The sequence below is a fragment of the Serratia sp. DD3 genome, assembly GCF_000496755.2.
Map to the genome: position 1 here is coordinate 14895 of NZ_AYKS02000014.1, position 15317 is coordinate 30211.

The window sequence follows — 15317 nt, forward strand, 5'->3', positions numbered from 1 at the left end:
AAGATAACCGCATTAGCAAATTATTCAGAACGATTCATCTTGGCTTTCAAGGCTGCCAACTGCTCGCTGATGGCATCGTCTGCTTTGAGTTCGGCAAAGGCCTGGTCCAGCGTTTTATTTTTACCCAGGCTCATACTCTCTGCCTCAGCTTCCATATGATCAATACGGCGCTCGAACTGTTCAAAACGCGCCATGGCTTCATCCAACTTACTGCTATCCAGTTGGCGACGCACATCACGAGAAGATGAAGCAGCTTGATGGCGCAAGGTCAATGCCTGCTGACGTGCGCGAGTTTCAGTCAGTTTATTTTCCAACTCACCAATTTCACTCTTCATGCGTGCCAGCGTTTCGTCAATCGTCTCTGCTTCCTGACGTAACTTAGTCATCAATCCCGAAACTTTTTGCTTTTCAATCAGCGCCGAACGCGCCAGATCTTCTTTATCCTTACGCAGTGCCAGCTCAGCTTTTTCTTGCCACTCATTGAGTTGGGCTTCTCCTTGCTCAATCCGACGCAGCAACTGCTTTTTTTCTGCCAAAGCGCGCGCTGAAGTGGAGCGCACTTCAACCAATGTATCTTCCATTTCCTGGATCATCAAACGCACCAACTTTTGTGGATCTTCAGCTTTATCCAGTAACGTATTGATGTTGGCGTTCACGATGTCAGCAAAACGAGAAAAAATACTCATAATTTACGTCCTCTTCGGGTTGTTGGCTTAAATTTGCATCAACTAGGGTCATAACGCGCCGAGTTAAGTCAAATTACTCGCCATAAAACATAATTACCTTGATACGACATGGCTTCCATACTGTATTGATCCAATTCTGTCTTGCACCATTACAGTCTTGCCCCATTACTGTCTTGCCTCATTACTGTCTTACCTCATTGTATTATCAAGATACGTGCCAACTTTTAATTTATTGAAAAGTAATGATTATTTATTTTTGACTCTCTTTGGATTTACTGTAAAGTGAGTATTTTCACTAAATATTGGTCAATTTAATCATGAGTGACGCGTTAGAGAATCTGCTAGGCGAGGCAAACTCCTTTGTTGAGATGCTAGAGCAAGTTTCGCAATTGGCGAAACTCAACAAACCTGTACTGGTGATTGGCGAGCGGGGGACCGGTAAAGAGTTGATTGCACACCGCCTGCACTACCTGTCCAATCGTTGGCAAGGGCCGTTTATTTCGCTCAATTGTGCCGCCCTCAATGAAAATTTGCTGGATTCTGAACTTTTTGGTCATGAGGCTGGTGCCTTTACCGGCGCACAGAAACGCCATCTTGGTCGCTTTGAGCGAGCTGACGGGGGCACCCTATTCCTTGATGAATTGGCGACTGCACCGATGCTGGTACAGGAAAAGCTACTGCGGGTGATCGAATATGGTCATCTGGAACGGGTCGGTAGCAGTCAGTCGCTGCATGTGGATGTGCGTCTGGTCTGCGCCACTAATGATGATCTCCCTGCTCTGGCTGCAGCCGGTAAATTCCGCCCTGACCTCTTGGATCGCCTGGCATTCGACGTAGTGCAATTACCCCCATTACGTCAGCGCCAGCAAGATATCATGTTATTGGCTGAGCATTTCGCTATTCAGATGTGTCGCGAACTGTCGCTACCTCTGTTCCCTGGGTTTAGTGAACATGCGCGTAACGTGCTGCTGGGTTACCCCTGGCCGGGTAACGTGCGTGAATTGAAAAACGTGGTGGAGCGCTCAGTGTATCGGCACAGTTCAAGTGAACATGAGCTCAATGAGATCATTATCAACCCCTTTGCTCAGCGTGCGGAACGGATTAATAACATGACGGCTCAACCAACCGCTGATTTACCCGCCTTACCATTGGACTTGAAGACTTGGCAACATCAGCAAGAAAAAACCATGCTGGAAGTGGCATTGAAACAAGCGCGTTTTAACCAGCGCAAAGCGGCCGACCTGCTCGGGTTAACTTATCACCAACTGCGTGGCCTTTTAAAAAAACATGCATTGTTACAGTGTAACGAAGCTACCTGATAACGATACCAGCCTGAGGACTGGGCGCGTTTCATACTCACGTTTAATGTCGTAGAAATCGCAACCATTTTATTCAAGGGTTTGGGCTGTTCGCCATAGTGCGATACAATAACACTATTGCTTAATAACCCATGAAACGTCTATGCGTGCTTTGCCTCTTTGGATAATGTCGCTGAGTTGCCTGGCAACTTCTGCTTTTGCAACCGCTGCTTTTGCAACAACACCAGCAACAACATCAGCGTTAGCGCCAGCGGATATCCGCCAGAGCGGTTTCGTATATTGTGTCAACGGGGTGTTGAATACCTTTAACCCCCAGATGGCCAGTAGCGGTTTGACCGTTGATACTCTAGCCGCCCAATTATATGACCGGTTATTAGGCGTTGACCCCTATACCTATCGTTTGATCCCGGAGCTGGCACAGAGCTGGGAGATACTGGATGACGGTGCAACCTACCGTTTTCATCTGCGTAGAGACGTGCCTTTCCAGACCACAGCCTGGTTCCAACCGACACGTAAAATGAATGCTGACGATGTGGTGTTCAGCTTTGAGCGGGTGTTTAACCCTGAGCATCCCTTCCACAACGTCAATGGCGGTGAATACCCCTATTTCGACAGTTTGCAGTTTGTGGACTCGGTACAAAGCGTAAAGAAACTGGATGACTATACCGTCGAATTCCGCCTGCGAGCCCCTGATGCCTCTTTCCTCTGGCACCTGGCAACCCATTATGCCCCAGTGCTCTCAGCGGAATATGCCACAAAACTGATGTTGAACAATACACCCGGTATGATTGACCGTGAACCTGTTGGTACAGGCCCTTTTCTGCTGAGTGAGTACCGCTCCGGGCAATACATCCGTCTGGCACGCAATGATCTCTACTGGAAAGGGAAACCTCGGATGTCCCAGGTGGTGATCGATACCGGTGTGGGGGGGACTGGCCGCTTATCCAAGTTACTCACCGGTGAGTGTGATGTACTGGCTTACCCAGCCGCCAGTCAGTTGTCAATTCTGCGTGACGACCCTCGCCTGCGCCTGACCCTGAGACCCGGTATGAACATCGCCTACTTGGCTTTTAATACCCGCAAACCGCCACTCGACAATCTGAAAGTTCGCCAGGCGATTGCCTTGTCCATCAATAATCAGCGTTTGATGCAGTCAATTTACTATGGCACCGCGGAAGCCGCAGCCTCCATCTTGCCGCGAGCCTCCTGGGCATATAATAACGATACCCATATAACCGGATACGACCCAGCCAAGGCGCGTGAAATATTGCGCGAAGCAGGCATTGAGTCGCTGGATCTGACACTGTGGGTCCCCACTGCCTCTCAATCTTACAACCCAAGCCCATTAAAAATGGCAGAACTGTTGCAGGCAGATTTGGCCCAGGTGGGTATTAATCTGGTTATTGTGCCGATAGAAGGTCGTTTTCAGGAAGCTCGTCTGATGGAGATGAATCACGATCTGACGCTGACAGGCTGGTCCACTGACAGTAATGACCCAGACAGCTTCTTCCGCCCATTGCTCAGTTGCGCGGCAATTCGCTCACAGACCAATTACGCTCATTGGTGCGACCCCAGTTTTGATGAATTACTCCAGCAAGCATTGCTATCACAGCAACTGTCGCAACGTATCGACAAGTACCAATTGGCGCAAAAAATTATTGAGCAGCAATTACCGGTGCTGCCATTGGCCTCCTCTTTACGTCTACAAGCCTACCGTTATGACATTAAAGGCCTGGTATTGAGCCCATTTGGTAATGCGTCATTTGCTGGGGTATACCGTGAGTCAACAACGGAAGAGGTGAAAAAGTGATAATCTTTATCTTACGCCGCCTGTTGCTGCTGTTGATCACCTTATTCTTACTGACCTTGGTCAGCTTCAGCCTAAGCTATTTTACCCCGCGAGCGCCACTTAATGGCGCTGCTCTGCTGGATGCCTATCAATTCTATTTATCCAGCTTGCTGCATGGCGACTTCGGTATTTCCAGCATCGATGGTCAGGCCATCAGCGAGCAATTAAGAGAAGTGTTCCCTGCCACCATGGAATTGTGTTTTCTGGCCTTTACCATGGCACTGTTCATCGGGATCCCTTTGGGGCTTATTGCAGGGGTGATGCGTGGCAAATGGCAAGATACCGCCATCAGTACCTTTGCACTACTGGGTTTTTCAATCCCTGTATTTTGGCTGGCCTTGCTGTTAATGCTGTACTTTTCACTACACCTGGGTTGGTTGCCGGTTTCTGGGCGTTTTGACATGCTCTATCAGGTAGATCATGTCACTGGCTTGGCGCTAGTTGATGCCTGGCTCTCCGATTCACCTTATCGCAGCGAGATGATCGCCAGCGCATTGCGCCATATGGTGTTACCGATTACCGCACTGGCGGTTGCGCCGATTACCGAAGTGATCCGTCTGATGCGCATCAGTACCGACAGTGTTTTCGGCCAAAACTATATCAAAGCTGCGGCAACTCGTGGGCTATCGCGGTTTACCATTATTCATCGTCATGTTCTGCATAATGCTTTGCCCCCCATCATTCCACAACTTGGATTGCAGTTTTCTACCATGCTCACACTGGCTATGATCACCGAAGTCGTTTTCAGTTGGCCTGGCTTGGGCCGCTGGTTGATTAGCGCTATCCGCCAACAAGATTTTGCGGCTATCTCTGCTGGAGTGATGGTTATCGGTACACTGGTGATTACCATCAATGTGCTGGCCGATATTCTTGGTGCTGCCACCAACCCGCTAAAACATAAGGAATGGTATGCCCTTCGATAATGTCTATCGCGAAAAGAAAATGCCGAGCCCGGCGCTTTACACTTGGCGGATTTTTTACGCTGATACCTTGGCGATGATTGGTTTGTATGGCGTGATTAGCCTGTTGCTGCTTTCCCTGTTTGGCAGCCTGTTGGCACCTTATGCGCTGGATCAACAGTTTTTAGGTTCTCAATTGTTGCCGCCCTCTTGGTCCCGTTACGGCAATGTGTCGTTCTTTCTGGGTACCGACGATTTGGGGCGCGATATTCTCAGCCGCTTGCTAAATGGTGCCGCTGCCACTTTCGGCTCCGCATTGTTGGTCACGCTCGCCGCCGCTGTGGTTGGCGTTATTCTGGGGGTTTTCGCTGGGGTGACCCGTGGCCTGCTCTCAGCAGTATTGAACCATATCCTTGATACGCTACTGTCTATCCCTTCCTTACTATTGGCAATTATCGTAGTCGCATTTATCGGGCCAAAGCTTGAGCACGCCATGTTGGCGGTTTGGCTGGCGCTGTTACCTCGCATGGTACGTACCATCTACAGCGCCGTGCATGATGAGTTGGAAAAAGAGTATGTGGTGGCTGCACGTTTAGATGGCGCTTCCACATTACAAATCCTGTGGTATGCCGTTATGCCGAATATTGCCGCTGTGCTAACAACTGAATTCACCCGTGCGCTATCGATGGCTATTCTCGATATTGCCGCGCTGGGATTCCTTGATCTCGGTGCGCAACTCCCTTCCCCCGAGTGGGGGGCAATGTTAGGCGATTCCCTGGAGCTCATCTACGTGGCTCCTTGGGCCGTGATGTTACCGGGTGCCGCTATTATGCTCAGTGTGTTGCTGGTCAACCTATTGGGTGACGGTATGCGCCGTGCAATTAATGCGGGGGTGAAATAATGGCGCTGCTTGATATTCGCAATTTAACCATCGAATTTATGACGGCTGAAGGGCCGGTTAAAGCGGTTGATCGCATCAGCATAACACTGGCCGAAGGTGAGATCCGCGGTCTGGTCGGGGAATCCGGTTCAGGAAAAAGTTTGATCGCCAAAGCAATTTGCGGCGTCACCAATGATAACTGGCACGTTACTGCCGACCGCTTTCGCTTTAACGATATCGACTTGTTGAAACTCACTCCGCGGGAAAGACGCAAGCTGGTTGGCCGCGATGTATCGATGATTTTTCAGGAACCCCAATCCTGTCTCGATCCCTCTGAAAGCATTGGTCGCCAGATAGCGCAGGCGATCCCACGCTGGACTTATAAGGGCCGTTGGTGGCAACGGTTTAACTGGCGTAAACGCCGGACGATTGAGTTGCTGCATCGTGTAGGTATTAAGGACCATAAAGATATTATGGGGAGTTTTCCTTATGAGTTAACCGAAGGTGAATGCCAAAAAGTGATGATCGCCATCGCGTTAGCCAATCAACCCAGATTGCTGATTGCCGATGAGCCAACCAACTCCATGGAGCCAACGACCCAGGCACAGATCTTCCGCCTACTGGCTGGATTGAATCAGAACAATAACACCACCATTTTGTTGATCAGTCACGATTTGCAGATGATGAGTAAATGGGCGGATCGGGTCAATGTGCTCTACTGCGGTCAAACCGTTGAGAGCGCGCAATGCGAAGACTTGCTTGCTGCGCCGCATCACCCATATACACAAGCCCTGATCCGTGCCATGCCAGATTTTGGCCGTTCACTGCCTCATAAAAGTCGCCTGAACACCTTGCCAGGGGCTATTCCCTCGCTGGAGCACTTGCCAATAGGTTGCCGACTCGGGCCTCGTTGCCCTTACGCACAAAAAAAATGTATTGAAACCCCCAGCCTGCGCTCAGTAAGAGGTCGTCTCTTTGCTTGCCACTTTCCATTGAACATGGAGGAGCAGTAATATGGAAACACTATTGGAAGTGCGCAATCTGGCAAAAACCTATCGTTACCGCACCGGGTTATTCCGCCGCCAACATGTTGAAGCCGTCAAACCGGTCAGTTTTACGCTGCGTGAAGGCCAGACGCTGGCGATTATTGGAGAGAATGGTTCCGGTAAATCCACTCTGGCAAAAATGCTCTCCGGTATGGTTGAGCCCTCTTCCGGTGAATTGCTGATTGATGACCACCGGCTGGAATTTGGTGATTATCGTTACCGTAGCCAGCGGATCCGCATGATTTTCCAAGATCCCAGTACTTCGCTCAACCCGCGCCAGCGTATCAGCCAAATCCTTGATGCACCATTACGTTTGAATACCGAGTTTGATGCCATCGAACGCGAGGCGCGTATCAATCAAACTTTGCGTCAAGTGGGCATGTTGCCCGATCATGCCTACTATTATCCGCATATGCTCGCCTCGGGGCAGAAACAGCGTGTGGCGCTGGCCCGGGCCCTGATCCTACAACCTAAAGTGATTATTGCCGATGAAGCCTTGGCTTCGCTAGATATGTCGATGCGTTCGCAAATCATTAACCTGATGCTGGAACTGCAAGAAAAACATCGGATTTCATATATCTATGTTACGCAACATCTTGGAATGATGAAGCATGTCAGTGATCAGGTGATGGTGATGCATGAAGGTGAAGTGGTAGAGCGTGGTAGCACCGCCGAAGTCTTGGCTGCACCGTTACACGATCTTACTAAGCGACTGATTGCCGGTCATTTTGGTGAGGCATTAACGGCAGATGCCTGGCGGCGTGATGGCGCCCGGTTTTAAATACGGCATTTCAGGCGTGGTCACCGCACGCCTTTGCCAACACCATTAAATGAACGGTTAAGTCGGTTTTGCCGTCTGTTTATTAACATGAGAAAACCGACAGGTTAAACTTGCCCGCAGCTGATGATTCGCGTAAAAATGTCTGCCGCAAATATTGCCACTTACAACCTATCTACTGGACGATATGTTTCAAGATAATCCGCTGCTGGCGCAGCTTAAACAGCAACTTCACTCTCAAACCCCACGTGTTGAAGGCGTAGTAAAAGGGACTGAGAAAGGTTTTGGCTTTTTAGAAGCTGATGGCCAAAAAAGTTATTTTATTCCGCCACCGCACATGAAAAAAGTGATGCACGGTGATCGTATTGTCGCCACTTTACATACGGAAAAAGAACGTGAAATCGCCGAACCGGAAACACTGGTTGAACCTTTCCTGTCGCGCTTTGTTGGTCGGATACAGAAAAAAGATGATCGCCTCTCTATCATCCCTGACCACCCGTTGTTGAAAGAAGCCATCCAGTGCCGTCCAGTACGTGAATTGACGCATAATTTGCAAACCGGTGACTGGGTAATAGCCGAGATGCGCCGTCACCCGCTAAGAGGTGATCGGGGTTTTTACGCAGATATAACCCAATTTATCACTGACGGTGAAGACCACTTCGCCCCTTGGTGGGTCACGCTGGCGCGTCATAATCTTGAAAAAGAAGCACCAGAAATGGTCGCCATCGGTGATTATGACCGCACACTGCCACGAGAAGATCTGACCGCACTGAACTTTGTTACCATTGACAGCGCCAGTACCGAGGATATGGATGACGCGTTATTGGTACAGGATAACGGTGACGGATCACTGCAATTAACTATCGCCATTGCTGACCCTACCGCTTATGTCGAGCCAGGCAGTCCTCTGGATGATATCGCCCGCAAGCGCGCTTTCACCAATTACCTGCCAGGTTTCAATATTCCCATGTTGCCACGGGATCTGTCAGACAATCTCTGCTCACTGCGCCCTAACCAGCGTCGCCCAGTGCTGGCTTGCCGTGTCACAATAGCCGCAGATGGCGCATTGTGTGATGATATCCGCTTCTTCGCTGCTGAGATCGAATCCAAAGCTAAATTGGTCTATGACGAAGTCTCCGACTGGCTGGATAGTATTGCTGGCTGGCAACCACCTAATGAAGCGATTACCCAGCAGGTCACCTTGCTAAAGCAGGTGTGTGATCGCCGTAATAGCTGGCGCCATCAACACGCCCTGGTGTTCAAAGATCATCCAGATTATCGCTTCGTCTTAGGCGAGAAAGGCGATGTATTGGAGATTGTCAGTGAGCAACGCCGCACCGCCAACCGGATTGTTGAAGAGTGCATGATTGCGGCCAACGTTTGTGCCGCGCGAGTCCTGCGTGATCATCTCGGCTTTGGTATCTATAACGTCCATAACGGCTTTGACCCTGCCCTGGTCGAGCAAGCGGTCACGGTTCTGCAGGCCAATAATATTGCCGCTGAAGGGGAAAAACTGCTTACCCTGACAGGTTTCTGCGAACTGCGTCGCCAACTTGATGCACAACCAACGCAGTTTCTTGATGGCCGTATCCGCCGCTTCCAAACTTTTGCCGAGATATCCACCACACCAGGACCGCACTTCGGTTTAGGTTTGGAGGCCTATGCCACCTGGACCTCTCCAATCCGTAAATATGGCGATATGATCAACCATCGTTTGCTGAAAAGTATTATCACTGAACAAGTGACTGAAAAACCACAAGATGAACTACCCGCCCAGTTGACCGAGCGTCGACGGTTGAACCGCATGGCTGAACGTGATGTGGGTGATTGGTTATATGCACGCTTTTTGAAAGATAAAGCCGGTAGTGACCAGCGTTTCAATGCGGAAATTATCGATGTGACTCGTGGTGGCCTGCGTGTACGTCTGTTGGAAAACGGGGCCGTTGCCTTTATTCCCGCCTCTTTTATTCACGCAGTACGCGATGAAATGGTTTGTAGCCAGGAAGCTGGCACGGTTCAGGTAAAAGGCGAAGTCATTTATCGCCAGAGTGATACCTTACAGGTCAAGATTGCTGAAGTCCGTATGGAAACCCGCAGCGTTGTTGCCAAGCCTGTCAGCTGACAGGCCTGTCGTTTGACAATCAGGGCGCTACACAGCGCCCTGATTGTCAGGTTATTTAACCCAGTTGCATCGAACCAAAAGCCCCTTGCCAATCCTGCTCAAATTTCTCTACTGCCGCTTGCACTGCAGGTGTAGTAATGAATTGTTCCGCCACATCCACCGGTAAAGTGATGGACTGGCAACCAGCCAGCAGACACTCCAGCGCCTGACGGGGAGTTTTAAAGCTCGCAGCCAAGACTTTGGCATGAGGCGCATGCAGTGTCAGTAACTGCTGCAATTCATGTACCATTTCAATACCATCACCCCCTTGAGCATCCAGGCGATTAACGTAAGGCGCGACATACTCAGCCCCAGCCAGCGCGGCTAATAATCCTTGCCCGGCACCATAGACCGCGGTGCCTAGTGTTGGAATCGACATGGATTTCAACTGTTTGATAGCTGCCAACCCTTCCGCGGTGGTCGGTATTTTAACCACCAAACCGCATACACGCTGATTTAACAGCACGGCTTCCGCAACCATTTGCTCTGCATTGTTTGCCATCACTTGAGCAAATAACTTACCGGTGCCACCTAAGGCATCACGTAGTGCCGGAAGAACTTCCCAAATAGGTTTACCCGCTTTGGCAACAATGCTGGGGTTAGTCGTTACACCGTGCAACGGCAACACACGCGCCAAACGCTTAACCGCTGTCACATCAGCGGTATCCAGATAAAGCTCCATATCGTTCTCCTGAGTCTTTTGTGGATGAATTCAAGCTGTGGACATGATAATGGAAATAACCTCTCATTAGTTGATTAAAATCAAACCAACTTTCATTCGAAAGATATTAAATTTACGTAAGAAAATCCCAAGCGACCTACATTCATAAAGGTGTCCCATGCTATTTAATCTACAGCGCTATTCAACCCATGACGGCCCAGGCATCCGTAGTGTGGTATTCCTGAAAGGCTGTTCGCTGGGTTGCCGCTGGTGCCAAAACCCGGAGAGCCGTTCTCGGCAACAGGAATTACTGTTCGATCAGCGTTTGTGCCTTGCGGGATGCACACTCTGTAGTGAGTGCTGTCCCCACGCCATTACCCGCCTTGACGAAACATCGTTAGCGTTACAACGTACACAATTGACTGTGGCTGATTATGAGGCATTAACCGATTGCTGCCCAACCGGTGCGTTAAGCGTCTGTGGTTCGCTCATCGACATTGATGCCGTTATGGCTGAAGTCATGCGAGACAAGCCTTACTATTTACGTACCGGCGGCGGCCTAACGCTGTCAGGCGGTGAACCCTTTATGCAACCCGAGATCGCCGCTGAGTTGCTCAAACGTGGGCGCGAAGCCGGGATCCATACCGCGGTAGAGTCTTGCTTGCACACCCCTTGGGCCTATATTGCGCCCTCTTTACCTTGGCTAGACTTGATGCTGGCAGACCTCAAGCATGTGGACGAAGTGCGTTTCAAGCAATGGACAGATGGCTCAGCCAAGCGCGTAATGGACAATTTCCGCCGTTTGGCGGCGGCAGGTACTCAGATCACCATACGTGTCCCGCTGATCCCTGATTTCAATGCTGACCGCGACTCTATCCGTGCCATTACCGACTTTGCCGCTGACGAGGTGGGTGTCAAAGAAATCCACTTTTTGCCTTATCACACCTTAGGTATCAATAAGTACCATCTGCTCGGCGCACCTTATTACGCTTCCCGTACCCCTCTTGATGATCCTGAACTGCTGGCCTATGCCGAAAATTATGCCAACGACAAAGGTCTGACTGCTATTTTACGAGGATAACACCATGACAACACTCGACCTGACTACCCTGACCGAACGCATTCGGGCACATAAACTCGCGCTGATTCATATCGTTAAACCCCCGGTCTGCACCGAACGTGCGCAACATTACACGGAAGTCTACCAGCAGCAACAAGATAAACCGCTGCCGATCAGACGTGCGCTAGCACTGGCAAATCACCTGGCTAAACGCACCATCTGGATCAAAAACGATGAGTTGATTATCGGTAATCAGGCCAGTCAGTTACGTGCCGCGCCAATTTTCCCGGAATATACCGTCAGTTGGATTGAAAGTGAGATTGACGAACTGGCAGATCGCCCCGGTGCGGGCTTCTCGGTGAGCGAAGAGAACAAACAAGTATTACATGCCTTATGCCCGTGGTGGCGTGGTCAAACCGTTCAGGATCGCTGCTACGGGATGTTCACTGATGAGCAAAAAGCCCTGTTGGCAACCGGGATCATCAAAGCAGAAGGTAATATGACCTCCGGTGATGCTCACTTGGCGGTTAACTTCCCATTGTTACTGGCGAAAGGCTTGGATGGCCTACGTGAGAAGGTATCTGAACGCCGTGAACGCCTTCAGCTTACCGACTGGGATGACCTGCATAAGGAGCAGTTCCTTAAAGCCATTGATATTGCTCTGGCGGCGCTGAGTGACCATATTCTACGCTTTGCCCAATTGGCTCGAGAGATGGCACAGACCGAACAACGGACCTGGCGGCGCGAAGAGTTGCTGACCATGGCAAATAACTGTGAACTGATCGCTCACCAGCCGCCACAAACTTTCTGGCAAGCCTTGCAACTCTGTTACTTCATCCAGCTATTCCTACAGATTGAGTCTAATGGCCATTCCGTCTCCTTTGCTCGTCTCGACCAATATCTCTATCCCTGGTATCGCCGTGATGTTGAACTGGAACAGACTCTCTCCCGTGAAAAAGCCATTGAGATGCTGCACAGTTGCTGGTTAAAGCTGCTGGAAGTCAACAAAATCCGTTCTGGTTCGCACTCTAAGGCCTCTGCGGGTAGCCCGTTGTACCAGAACGTGACCATTGGTGGACAGAAGTTGGTCAATGGTCAACCTTGCGATGCCGTTAACCCGCTCTCCTATACCATTTTGGAGTCCTGTGGCCGCCTGCGTTCAACGCAGCCAAACCTGAGTGTGCGTTATCACGCCGGGATGAGTAATGACTTCCTTGATTCCTGTGTGCAAGTGATCCGTTGCGGTTTCGGTATGCCAGCCTTCAACAATGATGAAATCGTTATCCCTGAGTTTATTAAACTGGGGGTAGAACCACAGGATGCCTACGATTATGCTGCTATCGGCTGTATCGAAACTGCTGTTGGTGGCAAATGGGGTTATCGTTGCACTGGGATGAGCTTTATTAACTTTGCTCGTGTCATGTTGGCCGCCTTAGAGGAAGGCCGTGATGCTACCTCCGGTAAAATTTTCCTGCCACAGGAACTGTCGCTATCCAAAAACAACTTTAGCCATTTCGACCAGGTACTGGCTGCCTGGGATACACAGATCCGCTATTACACCCGTAAATCCATCGAGATTGAGTGTGTGGTCGATACCGTGCTGGAAGAAAATGCTCATGATATCGTCTGCTCCGCATTAGTGGATGACTGTATCGAACGTGGCAAGAGCATCAAGCAAGGTGGCGCCAAGTATGACTGGATTTCTGGCCTGCAAGTGGGGATCGCTAACCTTGGCAACAGCCTGGAGGCGGTGCGTAAACTGGTATTCGATCAGGGGATTATTGGCCAACAGCAATTGGCACAAGCACTGGCGAACGACTTTGCCGGTCTGGATGGCGAGCAACTACGCCAGCGCCTGATCAACGCAGCACCTAAGTACGGCAACGATGTTGATGATGTTGATCAACTGCTGGTACGTGCCTATCAGACCTATATCGATGAACTGAAGCAATACCACAATACCCGCTTTGGTCGTGGCCCGATTGGCGGAACTTACTATGCAGGAACCTCATCTATCTCGGCTAACGTGCCATTTGGTGCCGCAACCATGGCAACCCCGGATGGCCGCAAAGCCCATACCCCATTGGCGGAAGGTGCCAGCCCGGCATCAGGGACCGACCACCTTGGCCCTACCGCTGTCTTTAACTCGCTGGCAAAATTGCCCACCGAGGCGATTCTAGGTGGGGTGTTACTCAACCAGAAGCTGAACCCATCAACACTGGAAAATCCACGTGACCGCGAAAAACTGATGTTGATGCTGCGCACCTTCTTTGAGTCTTACCATGGCTGGCATGTACAGTACAACATTGTCTCTAGGGAAACACTGTTGGCTGCCAAACAGCATCCTGATCAATATCGTGATTTAGTGGTACGTGTAGCTGGATATTCTGCCTTCTTTACCGCATTATCTCCTGATGCGCAGGATGATATTATTGCGCGAACAGAGCATACTCTTTAATCAGTAAATCATTGCGGCCACTGCCAGGTGGCCGCCTATCAGGCTACTATGAACTCAAGACAACAAACCATTCTACATTTGGTGAATGACCGCCGCCGCATTAGCGTCAGCGAACTGGCCCGCGCTGCCGGTGTTTCTGAGGTAACCATTCGCCAGGATCTCAACCTGTTGGAAAAACGTAGCTACCTTAAACGTGTTCATGGCTCTGCCATTGCTTTAGAAAGTGATGATGTCGATGCCCGCATGATGTCTAACTTCGCGCTCAAACAAAAACTGGCGCAATATGCCGCTTCATTGGTTAACGATGGCGAAACCATTTTTATCGAAAGCGGGAGTAGTAATGCGCTACTGGCCCGCTATCTGGCTGAAAACAAGCGTGTCACCCTGATCACCGTCAGTTACTATATTGCTCATTTATTGAAAGAAACTGATTGTGATGTCATCGTGCTCGGTGGGTTATACCAGAAAAAAAGTGAAACCGTTGTCGGCCCGTTAACACGCGCTTGTATACAGCAAGTCCACTTCAGTAAGGCTTTTATTGGGGTGGATGGTTATCATCCAGAAACCGGGTTTACTGGCCGCGATATGATGCGTGCTGACATTGCCAATGCCATCTTGGCCAAAGGTGTAGAAAGTATTGTATTGACCGACTCATCAAAATTCGGTCAAATTCAACCTAACCCATTAACTGCCACGAATAATAATATTGGACGCGTAATTACCGATGCACGTCTATCAGTTGGCTACCAGCAATTGTTAGAACGTCAAGGAATTAAAGTCGATCTGGTCAATGAATGACTTTTATACTCGTCATCCGCCAAGCTGCATGGGTATTAGCTGCGGTTACTCGTCTCATCCATGAGACTCATCCCCTACGGGCCGCCACCACCGGCGTTCATATCGGTTTCTGACCCATTTGTCTCGAACTTGCAGTCTACCTGCAACTCGAATTATTTAGAGTATAAAAACAGCCTAATAACTCACACATTATTCATAATTTATCCATAATTGACCGATAAAGTGATTTTTGATTTTAAAATATTTACACTCCATAAAATTACTCTATATTCGGCGCTATATTATTACTTCACGACAACATCCCCATGAGCTTTCCTGAATTATAAACGTGTATATCGTTGTATCGTTGGTGAGCGATGTTTACAGACAACGCTCCAAATAAAAGGCGAACTTTAGGAAATAGTTATGCGTAAATTGACTGCTTTATTTATCGCTTCTGATTTAGCTTTCAGCGGCACGACGATGGCCTTTGCAGTTGATGAAGCCACTGCCCCTACCCGAATTATTTAGCGCATATACCCATCCCAATGAAGATACAGCGGTGTTGGCTACGCTCGTGCACCCGAATCACTTACCCAAGTGAACTCATCGGGATTCCCTTGCCGCGTTACTCGCCCCATTCGGGTCTCGCTCCTTCGGAGCCAGCGCAAGCGCTGTTCAAAACGCAATGCGTTTTGTCCTGCAACTTCATTGAACTTTGGTATAGTTCTCCCTCGCGATCT

The 15317-nt window shown here is 49.8% G+C and carries 12 protein-coding genes; 10 read left to right on the plus strand and 2 right to left on the minus strand.

Going from position 1 to position 15317, the window contains the following annotated elements:
* Positions 1-20: 20 nt before the first annotated feature.
* The gene (gene pspA, locus IO95_RS01300; protein ID WP_023491683.1) at positions 21-686 is read right to left on the minus strand and encodes a phage shock protein PspA; all 666 of its coding nucleotides are present in this window, start codon (positions 684-686) and stop codon (positions 21-23) included.
* 317 nt (positions 687-1003) lie between these two features.
* Here pspA and pspF point away from each other — a divergent pair, with 317 nt between their 5' ends.
* From pspF to IO95_RS01335, 7 genes are all read left to right on the plus strand, one after another.
* Complete coding sequence (pspF, locus tag IO95_RS01305) at positions 1004-2005, plus strand: phage shock protein operon transcriptional activator (RefSeq protein ID WP_023491681.1); 1002 nt, start codon at positions 1004-1006, stop codon at positions 2003-2005.
* Positions 2006-2147: 142 nt separating this feature from the next.
* Positions 2148-3815: an ABC transporter substrate-binding protein SapA gene (gene sapA, locus IO95_RS01310; RefSeq protein ID WP_023491680.1), complete on the plus strand. Its 1668-nt coding sequence runs from the start codon at positions 2148-2150 to the stop codon at positions 3813-3815.
* Complete coding sequence (sapB, locus tag IO95_RS01315; protein ID WP_023491679.1) at positions 3812-4777, plus strand: putrescine export ABC transporter permease SapB; 966 nt, start codon at positions 3812-3814, stop codon at positions 4775-4777. Before sapA ends, sapB begins: the two co-directional genes overlap by 4 nt.
* On the plus strand, positions 4764-5654 hold the full coding sequence (gene sapC / locus IO95_RS01320) for a putrescine export ABC transporter permease SapC (protein ID WP_023491678.1): 891 nt from the start codon (positions 4764-4766) through the stop codon (positions 5652-5654). Before sapB ends, sapC begins: the two co-directional genes overlap by 14 nt.
* A complete protein-coding gene (gene sapD / locus IO95_RS01325; protein WP_023491677.1) occupies positions 5654-6646 on the plus strand; it encodes a putrescine export ABC transporter ATP-binding protein SapD in 993 nt (330 codons plus the stop codon). Before sapC ends, sapD begins: the two co-directional genes overlap by 1 nt.
* A 1-nt stretch (position 6647) precedes the next feature.
* Positions 6648-7460, plus strand: a complete 813-nt coding sequence (sapF, locus tag IO95_RS01330; RefSeq protein ID WP_023491676.1) for a putrescine export ABC transporter ATP-binding protein SapF — start codon at positions 6648-6650, stop codon at positions 7458-7460.
* A gap of 184 nt (positions 7461-7644) precedes the next feature.
* Entirely contained in the window at positions 7645-9579 is a 1935-nt protein-coding gene (locus IO95_RS01335; RefSeq protein ID WP_023491675.1) for an exoribonuclease II, read from the plus strand.
* A 55-nt stretch (positions 9580-9634) separates the two neighbouring features.
* Here the strand turns inward: IO95_RS01335 and fsa are convergent, their stop codons facing one another.
* A complete protein-coding gene (fsa, locus tag IO95_RS01340; RefSeq protein WP_023491674.1) occupies positions 9635-10300 on the minus strand; it encodes a fructose-6-phosphate aldolase in 666 nt (221 codons plus the stop codon).
* A gap of 157 nt (positions 10301-10457) precedes the next feature.
* Between fsa and IO95_RS01345 the strand changes: the two genes are divergently transcribed.
* The 3 genes from IO95_RS01345 to IO95_RS01355 are packed head-to-tail and all read left to right on the plus strand — an operon-like array spanning position 10458 to position 14595.
* Entirely contained in the window at positions 10458-11360 is a 903-nt protein-coding gene (locus tag IO95_RS01345; RefSeq protein ID WP_023491673.1) for a glycyl-radical enzyme activating protein, read from the plus strand.
* Between the two features lie 4 nt (positions 11361-11364).
* On the plus strand, positions 11365-13797 hold the full coding sequence (locus tag IO95_RS01350; RefSeq protein ID WP_023491672.1) for a formate C-acetyltransferase/glycerol dehydratase family glycyl radical enzyme: 2433 nt from the start codon (positions 11365-11367) through the stop codon (positions 13795-13797).
* A 48-nt stretch (positions 13798-13845) separates the two neighbouring features.
* Complete coding sequence (locus tag IO95_RS01355) at positions 13846-14595, plus strand: DNA-binding transcriptional regulator YciT (protein WP_023491671.1); 750 nt, start codon at positions 13846-13848, stop codon at positions 14593-14595.
* Positions 14596-15317 lie beyond the last annotated feature (722 nt).